We start from the raw sequence: 14,604 nt of genomic DNA, 5'->3' as shown, positions 1-14,604 counted from the left end.
AAGGGGTAAAGCAGGAACACCGAAACAAACACGGCGATGGGGCCGGTGAATGCTAGGGCGTTGTAGGGACGGATGCCTACCAAACGGGCGATTTCAATCTGACGCAGGCAAAAGCCGATCAGTGCGAAGGCGCCGTGGAGGGCTACGAATGTCCACAGCCCACCGAGTTGGAACCAGCGGGTAAAGTCCCACTGTGCTTCGGGGCCCCACAGGAACAGCAGGGAGTGTCCGAGGCTGTTGGCTGGGGTGGAGACGGCTACCGTGAGGAAGTTGGCTCCTTCGAGGTAGGAACTTGCCAAACCGTGGGTGTACCAGGATGTGACGAAGGTGGTGCCTGTTAACCAGCCACCGATGGCTAGGTAGGCGCAGGGGAATAGCAGGATGCCAGACCAGCCTACGAAGACGAAGCGATCGCGTTTGAGCCAGTCGTCGAGTACATCAAATATGCCTCTTTCGGTCTGGGCGCGTCCGACTGCGATTGTCATTTACGCAAATCTCCAAATGGATATAATTACAACGGATCTGTCTCTAGTCATGAGTTTTCCACCGTTGCCTCTGCTTAGCAGAAAACAAGTTGGATTATGAACAGACTTTACTTTTCTTTACCGTATTGACGATTATAGAGGTAATTCTTTACAAGAGCAAGTTTTTCTTAAAAAACTTTTGGCTGTTGACTTTTGACTTGTGCGAAGTCCCCGAAGCCCTCGAAGTCCCCGAAGTCTTTGCCCTGCATTTGGGAACTTCTACTATATAGGAGTCTCTGCGCTTTGCGTCAGAAGCCCCGTGGCTTGGTAGATGTATCGCCCTCAACCTCTGATTTTTCTAAGAAACTGGGTTTCCGTGGGTAAGTCCTATATATATACTGAGGAGAGAGCTCCAAACTTAGGTTTTTAAGACTATATGTTCAGCATTGACATCATTGTGAAAAATACGCCCGTCTCGCTGTCGGTGCAGCGGAAGTTGGAGGAGGACGCTGAGACTGTTTACCAGCAGGTACTGGCGGCGATTCGCAACTCCCAACCGCAAATTTTGGAACTCACCTGCGAGAAAAATCCTGAGAAAAAGGTGGCTGTACTCAGCAGCGAGATTTCTGGGGTGGTGGTTTCTCAGAAATCGGGGGCGTCATCTACAGGCAGATCCCCTGGCTTTGTCTCGATGACAGCAGAATGAGGGCTGGGGGTGTTGGTGCCGATATGAGCCCGTCAGCCGTTGCTGTGCGGGATTTGGGTTTTTGCTGGCCGTCGGGCGATCGAGTGTTGCAAGGTTGCTCTCTGGATGTACCCAAGGGCGAGTTTTGGATGCTTTTGGGCACTAACGGCAGCGGCAAGTCTACGCTGTTGAGGCTGATGGCTGGGCTGCTGCACCCCCAGTCGGGGGAAATTGACCTGAGTGGGCGAGTGGGTTTTGTGTTCCAAAATCCGGATCACCAATTGGTGATGCCGACGGTGGGTGCGGATGTGGCTTTTGGTTTGGTGGAGGAAAAGCTTTCTAACGTTCAGGTGCGGGAGAGGGTGGCGGAGGCTTTGGAGGCTGTGAATTTGCTGGATTTGCAGCGGCGGCCGATTTATGCTTTGAGTGGGGGCCAGAAGCAGCGAATTGCTCTTGCTGGGGCGATCGCCCGTCACTGCGAAATTTTGCTGTTAGATGAACCGACGGCTTTGTTAGATCCTGATTCTCAGTTGGATTTGGTGGCGGCGGTGCAGCGGTTGGTGAAAAATCGCGGGATTACGGCTTTGTGGGTGACTCACCGTTTGGATGAGTTGAATTTCTGCGATGGGGCTTTTTTGTTGGAAAAGGGCCAAGTTGTCGATCGGGGAGATCCGGCGCGTTTGAAGCAGCGGTTGATGCAAAGCCAAGATGTTTAGCTGTTAAGCAATTTGAGTCATAGTCGCGGCCGGGGCGGGTTTATCTGAATTTCTCACTTGTGTTGTAGATTAGGGTGAACCCGCCCCTACGGTATTTGTGATAATTAACCCGATATAATCTAACTAAATTCACCGCAATCCTCGATCGCGCAACCAAGCATCTGCCCAAATTGTATCGGCCTCTGACAGCGGTGGTATGACTTCCCAGTTGCGATAATCTATCTTCAGGTCGTAACTTGCTATGTCGTAAATTTGAGTAAATAATTCCTGCAAGTTTATGACAGGTTCACTATCGCCTGATCGCAGCGGCAAAGGAAAGGCAGGCAGTGGGTTCTGCACGTTAAAAGCGTACAAATCTGCTCTAGGACGGCGATTTCCCCGACACACCAAAACGCTATAGTGGCTTTCAATGTCATTGCCAATAACTGGCATTCTTTGACCGCGCCGCAATAAATCTATTTCAATTAAATGAGTGCGACTGGATAAAATTTCTTCTCGCTTTTCTTCGTACATTTGCCGCCCTTTTCCTGTGCGCTTATTGCTAGGCGAGAGGATTTCAATCAGGGTGATTAGTTCTTGGTTTTCTCTTTCTCTAATTTCTAAATAGCCTTCCCGAACCTGGTAGGGCATGGGAATATTTACTGTCAAGGGTTGGGTTGGTGGCGCTGCCACGGCTACGTTTGATGTTATTAATTCGGTTGTGGTTCTTGGCTGAATTACGTTTACATCAGGAATGCCAATTGATAAATTGTCGTCAGCGGTTTCATACATTCTCACTTCTACAGACACTAAATACTTAGGACGTAATTGCGGAGATAATAATCTGGCAATTTCAATAATTAGCCAGTGGTGTAGGGCAGGCCAGAGTTCGGGATGCTCTAAATACGGATCCATACCGGTAAAGGGAGATGGCATTGATGTGACTCCTTGACTCAAATCTATTTCTAGTTTAGTTGAATATTTCTGGAACAGGCATCTTGCCTGTTTCTTGGGCGGGCTCTCCGGCCCACCCCACAACATATTTTAATGTTTGTGGAACCGGCATCTTACCTGTTGTTCACACTTTTCAACGCTTAAACTTCGATCGACAATTGCATCGGAATTGGAACGCTGTTTTCATCTAAGACAGACAGCGCATTCACGAAAACAATTGTATGCGGGACTGCGGGCATTAAGCGGCGCAGTGCATTTAGGTAAGATTCGGCATCGGGGCGGCGGCTGAAACGGGCGACTGTTAACCGCTGACAGTTGGGGAGGTGGCGAATTATGCACCAAGGCACAAGTCGATCGCGATATGTCGATTGTTTTGGTATCATAGGAAAATCCTTCCCACTTTTGTGGGTGGTGAATGAAAGGCGATCGCTCTAGATTTCTCAGGTCGGAGGGCGATCGCTGTTAATTGTATATTCATTAAATTACGAGTAGTCGTAATTGTCAAGGGCGGAATGGGACGAATTAGACTGCGAGTTCGAGAACTTGCTCAAGAGAAGGGTTGGACTCTTAGGGAAGTCTCCAACAGAACGGGTATTCCATACACTACGATCGCCACCTATGCCAGTTCTCCAGGTATGGCAACTGTAGACTACACAGCTTTGGACAAGATGGCCCGTGCGTTCGATATTGCGATCGAAGATTTAGTTGAGATTTTGGAACAATAAACTGATTTATCAGCGGGAAGATGGGGCTAATACGGTTGCGAGTTCGATAACTAGCCCAGGAAAAGGGTTGGACGCTGAAAGAAGTCTCTGACAGAACGGGAATTCCCTACAGCACGGTTAAAAAATACGCCCAAGCTCCCAAAATGGCAACGGTGGACTACACGGCTTTGCAGAAACTTGCTGCTGTCTTCGATTTGATGATCGAAGATTTGGTTGAGGTTTTGGAAGGGTAAACTGATTTTTGATTTAGTTTTTGCACTTCTTGCAACAGTCCGTCGGGGGTTGAAACCCCCGCCTCAAAGCTCAAGTCGTCTAAAGACGACTGAAAAGGCGATCGAGATCCCCTTCAATCCTTTTTTTGAAATTTTTAGGATTTACGCACGGGTGGTCAGAAACCGGGTTTTTGCGGGAATACTTCGTTACAGCCCGCAGATTTTGCAAAAAACCCGGTTTCTCTGACGAAGCGCATAAGTCCCGATCGCACTCAATTCGATCGCCCATTCTAAAAATCGCAAAAATCTTCAATTCCGGCACGAATTGCCAAAAGTGCGATCGACCCTGCCAGTCTTGATGGTAAGCTGGTGGTTGACGCTAAAAATTGGGCGATCGCACTTATCAGAGCCTCAATTTCTTTTTCTAAGTTTTCCTGCAACTTCTGTTCGACTTCTAATTCAATTTGCGATCGAAGTTTTGCCTCAATTTCCCGTTCTAATGTTTGGCGTAATCGATCCTCCTGTGCTTTTTCCCGTTGTTGTTGTTTTTCGCGATCGATTTCAGCTCTTTTCTTAATTGCTTCCTCAGCGATGCGAATATTTTCTTCAATGGGTACACCTTCAGGAGTACACATCTGCCCGTACCATGTCGCTTGTGAATCTGGGGGATTACGGCGACCAAAAAATATCTGAATCGCTTCATCATCATGCCGATGCGATAGCACGTAAGCTTTTAATTCGGATCTGCTCATTTCATCAAAGTTCGGTTTCATCCAAAAACCTCCAAAGTCAATTACTAGATACGATTACTTGCAGATCATCACTTACGAAAATATACACTTCTGTGGTTTGAGCATTAAAACGGAATAGTTGAATATCTCGGTAGTAGCTAGAGAACATCTGGCAGACGCGCAGACAGGCTTGGGCTTGTTCGTCAGTGGGATTAATCTGAAGTTCCTCAATTGTGGCACAAACTTTTGAATATAATATAACTTACGCATAGGAACCCAGAAACCGGGTTTTTTCGAGAAGACTTCTTGACAGTGCAAAGACTCGGTAAAAACCCGGTTTCTTTGTCGGAGTGCGTAAATCCCGATCGCATTAAAAAGAGGTAGCTTGCGATTTTTAGTTGGTGGGGGCGGGTTTTTTAGATTGTCTATCTGTGTCATAAAGGGTTGGAAAAACCCGCCACCACAGGTCGATCGAGGATGTGCGATATGTCAGATTTTACGGTTAATTCCCCTACTTCATCTCATAACCAAACAAATTCGGATCGACTTCTCCCAAATTCAAATCAGCCAAACCATACTCAGCCCAACGCCTTTCTACCATCGCCGCCACATCAGGATCTGACTCCAAAACTTCCCCCCATTCGTGATCCGTTTCCGGCGGCATCTTCGTAGTAGCATCAATCCCCATTCTGCCTCCCAAACCAATCTTTTCACTGGCAAAATCTAACGTATCAAAAGGCGTATTCGGCAGAATAAATACATCCCGCACCGGATCGACTTTAGAACTAATTGCCCAAACTACTTGACGCGGGTCGCGAATGTTGATACTTTTATCGACAACAATCACAAACTTAGTGTAAGTAAACTGCGGTAAAGCACTCCAAAATGCTAAAGCAGCCCTGCGCGCTTGACCGGGATATGCTTTATCGATCGAGATAATTGCCGCCTTATAACTCAGCGCTTCCATCGGTAAGAAGAAATCGACAATTTCCGATACTTGCTGCCGCAAAATAGGGGTATAAATACGGTTAAGCGCGATCGCCATCATTGCTTCTTCTTTCGGCGGCCGCCCGCTAAATGTGGTCAGATAAATCGGGTCTTTGCGGTGCGTCATGCAGTGGAACCGCACCAACGGCGAATCTTCGACACCGCCGTAATAACCCATGTGATCGCCGAAGGGCCCGTCGGGCAGAACTTCCCCCGGCGTAATCGTTCCTTCTAACACAATTTCCGAGTCCGCCGGTACTTCCAAATCTACGGTTTTGCACTTCGCCAATTGCACGCCGGAACCGCCGTAAAGTCCGGCAAATAACCATTCCGATAAATCTACAGGAATTGGGGTTGCTGCGGCGAGAATGATTAAAGGATCGACTCCCAGGGCGATCGCAACTTCCAACTTTTTACCAGCCTGCGCCGCTTTCCGCAAGTGCCGCGCGCCGCCCCGCACCGATAACCAGTGTACAGTCATCGTGTTTTTTGACTGCAACTGCAACCTATAAACCCCCACATTCGGCGTGCCCGTTTCGCAATCTTTGGTAATTACCAAACCCAGGGTGATAATTTTGCCCGCATCTCCCGGATAAGGGCGAATCATCGGGATTTTGTTCAAATCCAGCCCTTCTCCCTCAATTACCACTTGCTGACAAGCTGGGAAAAAGTCGCGCCCCGGTTTGGCTTTCACTACGTCAAACAGGACTTTGCCGAATTCTATCGCTTGGGAAATCTTTTTCGGCGGTTTTGGCTGTTGCAGCATTCCCAGTTTTTTGCCGAGCTCTTCTAGTTCGATCGGCTTTTCCATGTTCATCGCCCAGCAAACGCGCTCTTCCGTACCCAACAGGTTGATTGCGACGGGGAATTCGGCCCCTTTGACGTTTTCAAACAGCAGTCCAGGGCCGCCTTTTTGCAGCATTTGGTTGGAAATTTCGGCAATTTCGAGGTCGGAATCGACTAAGGCGCTAATCCGGCGCAGTTGTCCCCGTTCTTCGAGTAGTTTTAGGAATCCCCGCAAGTCTCTAGCCATTTTTTTTAAGAATTGTTAACGTTCTTTTGTTATTATGAGCCGATCGACTGCCACAAGTTACTCCTGAACCGCTCAAAAGATACGTATTTAACGAACCGCGAAGACGCCAAGGGCGCGAAGGAAGAGGAAGAAGAAGATAGGTAATGCCTTGTTGGGTTGGGGAGTAGGCTGCATAATGGGTTACATGAAATGTCCAAGATGCGAATCTGACGAAGTTCGTAAAAACGGCCGTCCCAACGGGCACCAGCGGTATCTTTGCAAAGCTTGCCGCAAACATTTTTTTGACCCGCCCAGTCCGCCGTCTTTCAGTCGCAAATGCACGGAAACACGGTTAAGCGAAGTTATCCCGCAAGGAATCGAGTCTGCAACCACCACAGAGTCCGGCGGGATTGCGATTTTGCTGTTAGATGCCGAAAATCTGAAACTTAAGGTTAATACAGAACAATTCTTAGCCGATTTGTGCGACTATCCCCTGCAAGTTAAAATTGCTTTTGCTAACTGGAAAAATCCGAGTATCGGCAAGTTGGATGCTGAACTTTACGATCGCGGTTACGAACTGATTCACGTTCCGGGCGGTGCTAATAGTGCTGACGGTAAAATGATTGCTTTTGGCGCGGCTATTTTATATCGATATCGGGATGTAAAACAAGTTTTTGTCTGTTCTTCGGACGGTTTGTTAAATCATCTTTGCAATCAGTTGCAAAATCAGGGAGTGACTGTGTTTCGGGTGCGTCGGCAAAATTCAGTTTTATCTGTAGAAAACTGTCAGAATGGTGAGAGCAAGCACTATTCTTGCGAAAGGGAAGAGGAAATCCCTAGTTTTGCAGAATTGGCTAATCAAGTTGCAGAGTTGTTGAAGGCTGAACACAAATCTATTGATGAGCGGATCGCTCGTTTTTCTAGTGTGGCTGAGCTTTTTCAAGAGCGCCACACTATTGTTTTCCCTTCTACAACTTCCCCTGCTGCACTGTCGGAGTCAGCAGAAGACAAAATTTCTTCTGGGACTAAAGAGTGTATAACTCCTCTTGTCGTGGATCTAGATATTGAATCCCAAAAAGTTCCCGAAACCAAGTCAGTCAATTCAATTGGGATTCATTCGCTGGATGCTTTAGAAAAGATACTTGTAGCAATGATTGCGAAAGCGATAGTTGATTTAAAACAAAATGCTATTCCCGTCACAACAATCAAGAAACAATTTTATACTAAATATCAGTGTCATGCCGATTTAATTGTGAAAAATTTTTTGCCGGATTCTAGTCTAATTAATTTTTTTAAATCGCGTCCGTCTGTTTTCAAAATGGAATTGCTCGGTAACGAACATCAAGTGGCGATCGCTCCAAAAGCAGCAGCATCTTCAAAAACACAGTCCTCAGCCGCCCTGGAAGCATCTATAGCAAATATTGTATTGGCATTAACTGCTAAATCTCCAGGCAATTACATTGGCATTAACCAGGTAGCCACCGAATTTCACAAGCAATACGGTCAACCAATTACTAAAAAGCTGCAATCGCTGCATTTGGGTAGCAATTTTCACGATTTTTTGCAGTCATGCCAAAAATTCAAAGTTCAGAAAAAGGGTAAGGAGCATCAAGTGGCGATCGCCAAAGTTACGGATTAAATATATGACTCAAAAGTCATAAATTGTGAGGGTAAGGTGCCCTTGGACGTACCTTACAAGCTATAGCAGTCGCCAAGGTGCTTCGGTAACGCTTGCTCTTGGACTACGCTCATGTACTCCCTGGCGATCGTATTCAAGATTAAGGTCAAACAGACAACTTTTCGCCTCTCAGGTTTTAATCGGGCGGCCCACTTTTCTTGCAACCAGTCCGAGGCTTTAACCCTCTGTTATCGAATTGCTTACCTATTTTTAACCATTTTTGATTAGCTATTGTGATAAATTATCAGAGGACATCAGTTATTTTAAATAACCATCTACTAGCAATCATTAGTTATTAGTTTTTAAAGCTAATTTTTTGAGTCAGTTTGCAGCGACTCAATTACTGAATAATAATTAATCCCTCACTAACTAGCACGAAAAATTAATTATTTTTAAACTATCAATACACTCTCGATCGCCAACAATCAAAAGCCCAGGTTTAAATGAAAACTGCCCCTTCGCATCTGCCACCTGAGTCTAAGCTTTGGCAGCGCAATTTAACCTCAGCTATGTGGAAAGAATATGCTTTACACGCTCTATTGGGAATACTCGGATGTATTCCCGCATTCATCACCCTAGGGATTATTACTGTCCTGATTTATGAAACAGCAATTTTCTTCCAAGAAGTACCTTTGTGGAGATTTTTGACAGATACGCAGTGGACGCCGCTTTTTCCCAATAAAACCTTTGGTATTATGGTACTTGCCAGCGGCACATTGTTGACAACGGCGATCGCCATGACTGTTGCCGTGCCTGTTGGCTTCCTCACTGCCATCTACCTCAGCGAATACGCTCCCCATAGAGTGCGTTATCTGCTCAAACCCTTTATAGAAACTCTATCGGGCATCCCCACTGTAGTCTATGGCTATTTTGCTCTGTTATTTGTTACCCCGCTGCTGCAAAAACTTATCCCCAATCTAGCCGGGTTTAGCCCTTTAAGCGCAGGTTTAGTCACTGGCATAATGATTGCACCTATTGTATCTTCTATGAGTGAAGACGCTATTCAAAATGTCCCAAAACGATTACAGGAAGCAGCTTATGCTTTAGGTTTTACAAAACCAGAAATTATCACTAAAATAATTTTACCAGTCGCATTTCCAGGCATCATTGCCTCCTTTACATTAGCAGCTTCTCGCTGTTTGGGAGAAACCCTGATCGCCTCCATTGCAGCAGGACAAAATCCCCAATTTGCTCTGAATCCGCTAGAAGCAGTATCGACAATGACTGCTTTTATAATTCAAGTAAGTTTGGGCGATATACCTATAAATTCTCTAGAATTTCACACTATTTTCACAGTAGGGACGGTCATATTTTTGATGACCTCGATCCTCAACACACTGAGTCACTTGCTTGTCCGGCGTCACCGCGATTTAATGTTAGAAGTCCCAATTGGCAGCCCGGAGGTAAATCAAGAACATTTAGCTATTAATTCTCGGTCAGATATCGCTCAATACTCCCCTCAAAAAATACCGAAATTTACTCACATTTTTCAGCCTGATTTCACCAAACGTCACTTCCTAGATCGAATTTTCATAATTCTCACAGTTATTCCACCTTTGGTTTTAATAACCGTTCTAGGGCTTTTATTATTTGATGTGTCTCAAGATGGTCTCTCGCGCCTTAACTGGCAATTTATCACGTCATTTGCTTCCAGAAACCCCGAAGAAGCAGGAATTTACGTAGCCTTAGCGGGAACTTTTTGGTTGCTGGGATTAACTGCAATTTTCGCTACTCCCATTGGAGTAGGAGCAGCCATTTATCTCGAAGAATATGTCCCCAATAATCTATTTAGCCAATTCCTTGAAATTAATATTGCAAATTTAGCAGCAATGCCCTCTATTATTTATGGCTTGCTAGGGCTGGGAATATTTGTTCACGGATTAGGATTTTTAACTGGCAAGTACAGTTTACTTTCTGCGTCCCTCACCCTATCCGTAATCGCTTTACCCACCATAATTATAGCGACTCGTTCAGCACTGCGCGCCGTTTCCCATAGCTTGCGGGAAGGAGGCACCGCTACAGGAATGACTCGGTGGCAGGTTTTGTGGCATCTAGTCCTGCCATCTGCAATGCCCGGTATTTTAACGGGAATTTTTTTATCCCTTTCCCGTGCAATTGGTGAAACAGCCCCGCTAATTGCGGTAGGTGCATCTGCTTTTATTACCTTTACGCCCGCTTTATCTCTGGAGGGGTTACGCAGTCCTTTTACCGCTCTACCAGTTCAAATATTTAACTGGGTTTCTCGACCTCAAGCCGATTTCCAACAAAATGCGGCAGCAGCAATTATCTTGCTAATTGGCATTCTATTCGTGATGAATATTTTAGCTATAATATTGCGAGATAGCTGTAGCAAAAAACAAGCATAAAATATCAAAAAGCAATTAGCAATTCCCGCCAAAGTACCACTAAAATTCCGCACCTGTAAACCTAAAAATCAAGGATTAGGAGTGTAAGGGATAAATTATTGCTTCTTCCTTACACCCCCTATCTGCAATTCCCAATCGCCAATACCCAGTTTCTTTGTACCTATGCAAACAGATTTTGAATTGCCAACACCCCTAGAAGCTATTTTGCGAGTCCAGCAACTATCGGTATCCTACAATGACATTTTAGCCCTAGAAGGAATCAATATGGAAATTTACAAAAATCAAGTTACAGGATTTATCGGCCCTTCTAGCTGCGGAAAAACGACTCTGCTGCGCTGTTTTAACCGCATTAACGACTTAGTTAAATGCGCTAAAATAACCGGAAAAATTACTTTTTACGATCGAGACATCACAGAGTTCAATCTAATAGAAGTTTGCCGCAGGATCGGTATGGTCTTTCAAAAACCTAATCCATTCCCCAAATCTATTTACGAGAACATTGCTTTGGGACTTCGCGTCAATGGCTATCGGGGAAATATTGACGAGCTTGTCGAAGATGCTCTCCGTCAAGCAGCGCTGTGGGACGAAGTAAAAGATCTGCTTAATAAAAATGCTATGACTTTATCAGGCGGCCAGCAGCAGCGACTTTGCATTGCTAGAGCCTTAGCACTGCAACCAGAGGTAATTTTGATGGATGAACCTTGTTCAGCGCTTGATCCAATTTCAACTTTACGCATAGAAGAATTAATTAACAGGCTGAAGAAGCATTACACAATTGTTATAGTCACGCACAATTTACAGCAGGCTTCAAGAGTGGCTGACCTTGTTGCTTTTTTTAATATCAAGATTCAAGAAGGAAGGCGAGTCGGCGAGCTTGTAGAGTATGCTTCAGCTCCTTCTATTTTCCTGAATCCTCAACATAAAGCGACTTGTGATTATGTGAGCACTTACAGCCGCATAGAGAGTGTAATTAGTTAAAAAGTTAGGGTGCGTTATATCTAGTTGTAACGCACCTTACTTGAGTTATAGATTATCCAAATCGACCTTCTACATATTCTTGAGTTTGCTGCTTGGCAGGATTGTTAAAAATAGTCTTAGTTTGATTAAACTCGACCATTTCACCTAAATACATGAAAGCTGTATAGTCAGAAACCCGTGCGGCTTGCTGCATATTGTGAGTAACAATTAGAATTGTTACTTGTTCTTTCAACTCGGCAATTAAAGCTTCAATGCTGGAAGTTGCGATCGGGTCTAGGGCAGAAGTTGGTTCGTCAAATAAAATTATCTCAGGTTCCGTTGCGAGAGCTCTAGCAATGCACAACCGCTGCTGTTGGCCTCCCGAAAGATTAAACGCCAAATCATTTAATCTGTCTTTTACTTCATTCCACAAAGCCGCGCCCCGCAGAGCTTTTTCGACTTTTTCATCCATGACGCTGCGCTTCGTTTGACCCCGCACCCGCAACCCGTAGACTACATTTTCATAGACTGACTTCGGGAAAGGATTTGGCTTTTGAAATACCATGCTAATCCGCATCCGAACTTCGATGGGATCTACCTTGCGGCTGAGGATATTAATCTCATCGGAGTCCAGCAAGATTTCCCCTTCGTAACGATTGCCGGGATAGAGGTCGTGCATCCTATTAAAACACCGCAGCAGCGTAGTTTTGCCACAGCCAGACGGGCCAATTAGCGCGGTCACTTTTTTATCATCAACAACTAGGTTGATATTTTTCAGTGCCTGAGTTGAACCGTAGAAAAAATTCAGGTTTCTGACTTCAGCTTTTGCCTTAACGGTAGTTGAAGACGAAGAGTTGGTTGTGATTTTTTTTACCATTTGATGTTTTTGCGGAAAATATAGCGGAGATAAATTGCCAAGCCATTCATTGCCAAAGTCATCGCCAGTATTATCAGGCCTGCTGCGGCAGCGTTGTTTTGAAATTCCGGTTGCGGGCGGGATACCCAGTTGAACATTTGCATGGGCATGACTGTGAAGGGTGACATCAGCCATTTAAACGAAACATAAGGAAATTCGGATTGCAGGGGAGAGTCGGGCAAAAAGGCAATAAATGTGAGAGCCCCAATTGTAATTAGAGGTGCTGTTTCTCCGATCGCCCTTGACAACCCCACAATTACTCCTGTCATAATACTGCCAGCGGAGTATGGCAAAACGTGATCCGAAATCGTTTGCCACTTGGTAGCGCCTGTGGCGTAGGAAGCTTCCCTGATCTCATTAGGAATAGCCCTCAGTGCCTCGCGAGTAGTAACAATTACTACTGGTAAAATCAGCAGTGCTAAAGTCAAACCAGCAGTGAGAATGCTCTGACCCAAGTTTAATTGATATACAAAGAAACCTAAAGCTAAAAGTCCATAAACAATTGAAGGAACGCCTGCTAAATTAGTGACATTAATTTCGATAAAATCAGCAACCCAATTTTTCCGGGCGTACTCTTCCAAGTAAATACCCGACGCAATACCCAAGGGAACCGCGGCTAAAGCTGTTACTAACATTACTAAAGCCGAGCCTACCCAAGCAGACAGTACGCCTGCATCTTCCGCGCGACGGGATGGGAACGATGTCAAGAATTGCCAGGAAAGACGCGGTAAACCATCGATCGCCAAATCAATGATTAATGCTAACAGGACAACCACGCCTACTAGCATCAACAATAAGCCGATCGCAGCGAAAATGCTGTCCCACAGCTTAGCTTTTGCAATTATTTTTCGGATTTCCTGTATATTTTTTACGGCCATATTTTGGGAGTTAGTAATTGGCAATTGATGATTAGTAATTGGTGAGGAGTTTTGATTCTTGTGTTTAGTCAACTCAAGCCTTAAAACTTTCTTTTTATACCAATTTAATGGGTAGTTTCACATAGCTAGATCCCCCTAAATCCCCCTTAATAAGGGGAGTAGGGGTTGACTTTGAGAAGAATCCCCCCTTATTAAGGGCGGAGAGAAGAATCTTGTCCCCCCCTTACTAAGGGGGGTTAGGGGGGATCTGATTGTATGGAAACTCACCAAAAATGGGTATTACCCTTACTTAGTATTAGTAGATTTCCCTGTAACGCTTGCTCAGAAAATGCCCAATTATGTTAAATATCAAAGTCATCAACACTAGGGTAAGCCCCGCCACAAAAATTGTTTGATACTCTAAGCTGGCGTGCGGCAAGTCGCCGAGACTAACTTGCACGATATAAGAAGCAATTGTAGCACCGGGTTCCATTGGATTCCAGGTATAACTCGGCTGCAAACCAGAGGCGATCGCGGGGACCATTGTAAGGCCCACAGCGCGAGAAATTGCCAAAATGTAAGAAGCAGAAATTCCCGAAAGTGCAGCGGGAAAAACTACCGACGTTGCTGTTTGAAATCGTGTTGCTCCCATTGCATAAGCGCCTTCCTTGAGATATACTGGCACAGCTCGCATTGCATCTTCGCCGATCGAACTAATGAAGGGTACAATCATAATACCCACCACCAATCCAGCGCTCAACATATTGAATCCCGGTAAATCCGGCAGCACTATTTGCAACATCGGGGTTACAAATAAGAAGGCAAAGTAACCGTAGATTACTGTGGGAACTCCCGCCAGCAATTCCAACGCTGGCTTCATCACCTCGCGCACCCGACTGTCAGCAAATTCGCTCAGGTAAATCGCAATGATTGTACCCATAGGAATTGCCACCATCATTGAAACTCCCGCAATTACCAAAGTACCCGAAACTAGGGGCAAAATCCCGTAGCGAGGCTCGGAAAATAGGGGAGTCCATTCTGTACTCGTGAGAAATTCCACCAAAGAAACTTGTTGGAAGAAACCCAAGGACTCCGAAACTAGGATGTAAAGAATAGCGAAAGTAGTTACTACTGAGGAAAAGGCTGCGAGGAACAGCAAAAAAGCGATCGCACCTTCGCGCAAATCCCTCACTAGCTTTGGGGAAAACGCGGCTTGTTTGGATAATTTCAGTGATTTTTGAGCCATTAGTTATCAAGAGTTATTGGTTATTAGTCATTAGCGATCGGTCATTAGTAGTGACTCTCGGATTGGCACCCCGAAATATTGATATAATTTTTGTAAGTAAATGCAGCGCCACGATCGGG

At 45.3% G+C, this 14,604-nt stretch carries 15 protein-coding genes and 2 pseudogenes; 8 read left to right on the top strand and 9 right to left on the bottom strand.

Annotated features, from left to right (window positions below):
- Window positions 1-485, bottom strand: a pseudogene (locus QUB39_RS23150) (photosystem II D2 protein (photosystem q(a) protein)); the annotation flags it as partial.
- An 89-nt stretch (window positions 486-574) separates the two neighbouring features.
- Between QUB39_RS23150 and QUB39_RS23145 the strand changes: the two are divergent.
- The 3 genes from QUB39_RS23145 (at window position 575) to QUB39_RS23135 (ending at window position 1,865) form a co-directional block, all read left to right on the top strand.
- Window positions 575-754, top strand: coding sequence for a hypothetical protein (locus tag QUB39_RS23145; RefSeq protein WP_333055207.1), 180 nt, complete (start codon window positions 575-577; stop codon window positions 752-754).
- A 146-nt stretch (window positions 755-900) separates the two neighbouring features.
- Complete coding sequence (locus QUB39_RS23140) at window positions 901-1,170, top strand: hypothetical protein (protein WP_190663726.1); 270 nt, start codon at window positions 901-903, stop codon at window positions 1,168-1,170.
- On the top strand, window positions 1,167-1,865 hold the full coding sequence (locus QUB39_RS23135; protein WP_445251574.1) for an energy-coupling factor ABC transporter ATP-binding protein: 699 nt from the start codon (window positions 1,167-1,169) through the stop codon (window positions 1,863-1,865). The genes QUB39_RS23140 and QUB39_RS23135 overlap by 4 nt, the downstream gene beginning before the upstream one ends.
- A 129-nt stretch (window positions 1,866-1,994) precedes the next feature.
- Here QUB39_RS23135 and QUB39_RS23130 read toward each other — a convergent pair whose 3' ends face one another.
- A complete protein-coding gene (locus QUB39_RS23130) occupies window positions 1,995-2,780 on the bottom strand; it encodes a DUF4058 family protein (protein WP_333485168.1) in 786 nt (261 codons plus the stop codon).
- Between the two features lie 158 nt (window positions 2,781-2,938).
- The gene (locus QUB39_RS23125; RefSeq protein ID WP_333055211.1) at window positions 2,939-3,181 is read right to left on the bottom strand and encodes a hypothetical protein; all 243 of its coding nucleotides are present in this window, start codon (window positions 3,179-3,181) and stop codon (window positions 2,939-2,941) included.
- 129 nt (window positions 3,182-3,310) lie between these two features.
- Between QUB39_RS23125 and QUB39_RS23120 the strand changes: the two genes are divergently transcribed.
- Both QUB39_RS23120 and QUB39_RS23115 read left to right on the top strand, forming a co-directional pair.
- Window positions 3,311-3,523 carry a helix-turn-helix domain-containing protein gene (locus QUB39_RS23120; protein ID WP_172192515.1) on the top strand — a complete coding sequence of 71 codons (213 nt, stop codon included), beginning with the start codon at window positions 3,311-3,313 and terminating at the stop codon, window positions 3,521-3,523.
- A gap of 20 nt (window positions 3,524-3,543) precedes the next feature.
- Window positions 3,544-3,756, top strand: a pseudogene (locus QUB39_RS23115) (helix-turn-helix domain-containing protein).
- A 269-nt stretch (window positions 3,757-4,025) separates the two neighbouring features.
- On the opposite strand, the gene QUB39_RS23110 reads toward QUB39_RS23115, so the two are convergent.
- The 3 genes from QUB39_RS23110 to QUB39_RS23105 form a co-directional block, all read right to left on the bottom strand.
- The gene (locus tag QUB39_RS23110; protein WP_333055213.1) at window positions 4,026-4,508 is read right to left on the bottom strand and encodes a DUF6887 family protein; all 483 of its coding nucleotides are present in this window, start codon (window positions 4,506-4,508) and stop codon (window positions 4,026-4,028) included.
- 16 nt (window positions 4,509-4,524) lie between these two features.
- Window positions 4,525-4,683, bottom strand: a complete 159-nt coding sequence (locus QUB39_RS30680; protein ID WP_445251910.1) for a DUF6888 family protein — start codon at window positions 4,681-4,683, stop codon at window positions 4,525-4,527.
- A 294-nt stretch (window positions 4,684-4,977) separates the two neighbouring features.
- Window positions 4,978-6,486, bottom strand: coding sequence for a UbiD family decarboxylase (locus tag QUB39_RS23105; RefSeq protein WP_333055214.1), 1,509 nt, complete (start codon window positions 6,484-6,486; stop codon window positions 4,978-4,980).
- 184 nt (window positions 6,487-6,670) lie between these two features.
- Between QUB39_RS23105 and QUB39_RS23100 the strand changes: the two genes are divergently transcribed.
- The 3 genes from QUB39_RS23100 to pstB (QUB39_RS23090) all read left to right on the top strand — a co-directional run bounded on the left by QUB39_RS23100 (window position 6,671) and on the right by pstB (QUB39_RS23090) (window position 11,487).
- Complete coding sequence (locus QUB39_RS23100) at window positions 6,671-8,104, top strand: IS1/IS1595 family N-terminal zinc-binding domain-containing protein (RefSeq protein WP_333212307.1); 1,434 nt, start codon at window positions 6,671-6,673, stop codon at window positions 8,102-8,104.
- Between the two features lie 482 nt (window positions 8,105-8,586).
- Window positions 8,587-10,509: a phosphate ABC transporter permease PstA gene (gene pstA, locus QUB39_RS23095; RefSeq protein ID WP_333055217.1), complete on the top strand. Its 1,923-nt coding sequence runs from the start codon at window positions 8,587-8,589 to the stop codon at window positions 10,507-10,509.
- A gap of 162 nt (window positions 10,510-10,671) precedes the next feature.
- Window positions 10,672-11,487: a phosphate ABC transporter ATP-binding protein PstB gene (gene pstB, locus QUB39_RS23090; protein ID WP_333055218.1), complete on the top strand. Its 816-nt coding sequence runs from the start codon at window positions 10,672-10,674 to the stop codon at window positions 11,485-11,487.
- 52 nt (window positions 11,488-11,539) lie between these two features.
- On the opposite strand, the gene pstB (QUB39_RS23085) is transcribed toward pstB (QUB39_RS23090), so the two are convergent.
- From pstB (QUB39_RS23085) to pstC, 3 genes are all read right to left on the bottom strand, one after another.
- Window positions 11,540-12,343 carry a phosphate ABC transporter ATP-binding protein PstB gene (pstB, locus tag QUB39_RS23085; protein WP_333055219.1) on the bottom strand — a complete coding sequence of 268 codons (804 nt, stop codon included), beginning with the start codon at window positions 12,341-12,343 and terminating at the stop codon, window positions 11,540-11,542.
- The gene (gene pstA / locus QUB39_RS23080; RefSeq protein WP_333055220.1) at window positions 12,337-13,332 is read right to left on the bottom strand and encodes a phosphate ABC transporter permease PstA; all 996 of its coding nucleotides are present in this window, start codon (window positions 13,330-13,332) and stop codon (window positions 12,337-12,339) included. Before pstA (QUB39_RS23080) ends, pstB (QUB39_RS23085) begins: the two co-directional genes overlap by 7 nt.
- Before the next feature lie 223 nt (window positions 13,333-13,555).
- A complete protein-coding gene (gene pstC / locus QUB39_RS23075) occupies window positions 13,556-14,485 on the bottom strand; it encodes a phosphate ABC transporter permease subunit PstC (RefSeq protein ID WP_333055221.1) in 930 nt (309 codons plus the stop codon).
- Window positions 14,486-14,604 lie beyond the last annotated feature (119 nt).

Origin of the sequence: Microcoleus sp. AT8-B5, from assembly GCF_036705565.1 — a bacterium.
GTDB lineage: Bacteria > Cyanobacteriota > Cyanobacteriia > Cyanobacteriales > Microcoleaceae > Microcoleus.
This window is presented reverse-complemented; position numbering and strand designations above follow the sequence as displayed.

What these genes read in the sequence shown, in the direction of transcription:
- QUB39_RS23140 (WP_190663726.1), top strand. Translation starts at nt 901, where the DNA reads ATGTTCAGCATTGACATCATTGTGAAAAATACGCCCGTCTCGCTGTCG.
- QUB39_RS23135 (WP_445251574.1), top strand. Translation starts at nt 1,167, where the DNA reads ATGAGGGCTGGGGGTGTTGGTGCCGATATGAGCCCGTCAGCCGTTGCT.
- QUB39_RS23130 (WP_333485168.1), bottom strand. Translation starts at nt 2,780, where the DNA reads ATGCCATCTCCCTTTACCGGTATGGATCCGTATTTAGAGCATCCCGAA.
- QUB39_RS23125 (WP_333055211.1), bottom strand. Translation starts at nt 3,181, where the DNA reads ATGATACCAAAACAATCGACATATCGCGATCGACTTGTGCCTTGGTGC.
- QUB39_RS23120 (WP_172192515.1), top strand. Translation starts at nt 3,311, where the DNA reads ATGGGACGAATTAGACTGCGAGTTCGAGAACTTGCTCAAGAGAAGGGT.
- QUB39_RS23110 (WP_333055213.1), bottom strand. Translation starts at nt 4,508, where the DNA reads ATGAAACCGAACTTTGATGAAATGAGCAGATCCGAATTAAAAGCTTAC.
- QUB39_RS23105 (WP_333055214.1), bottom strand. Translation starts at nt 6,486, where the DNA reads ATGGCTAGAGACTTGCGGGGATTCCTAAAACTACTCGAAGAACGGGGA.
- QUB39_RS23100 (WP_333212307.1), top strand. Translation starts at nt 6,671, where the DNA reads ATGAAATGTCCAAGATGCGAATCTGACGAAGTTCGTAAAAACGGCCGT.
- pstA (WP_333055217.1), top strand. Translation starts at nt 8,587, where the DNA reads ATGAAAACTGCCCCTTCGCATCTGCCACCTGAGTCTAAGCTTTGGCAG.
- pstB (WP_333055218.1), top strand. Translation starts at nt 10,672, where the DNA reads ATGCAAACAGATTTTGAATTGCCAACACCCCTAGAAGCTATTTTGCGA.
- pstB (WP_333055219.1), bottom strand. Translation starts at nt 12,343, where the DNA reads ATGGTAAAAAAAATCACAACCAACTCTTCGTCTTCAACTACCGTTAAG.
- pstC (WP_333055221.1), bottom strand. Translation starts at nt 14,485, where the DNA reads ATGGCTCAAAAATCACTGAAATTATCCAAACAAGCCGCGTTTTCCCCA.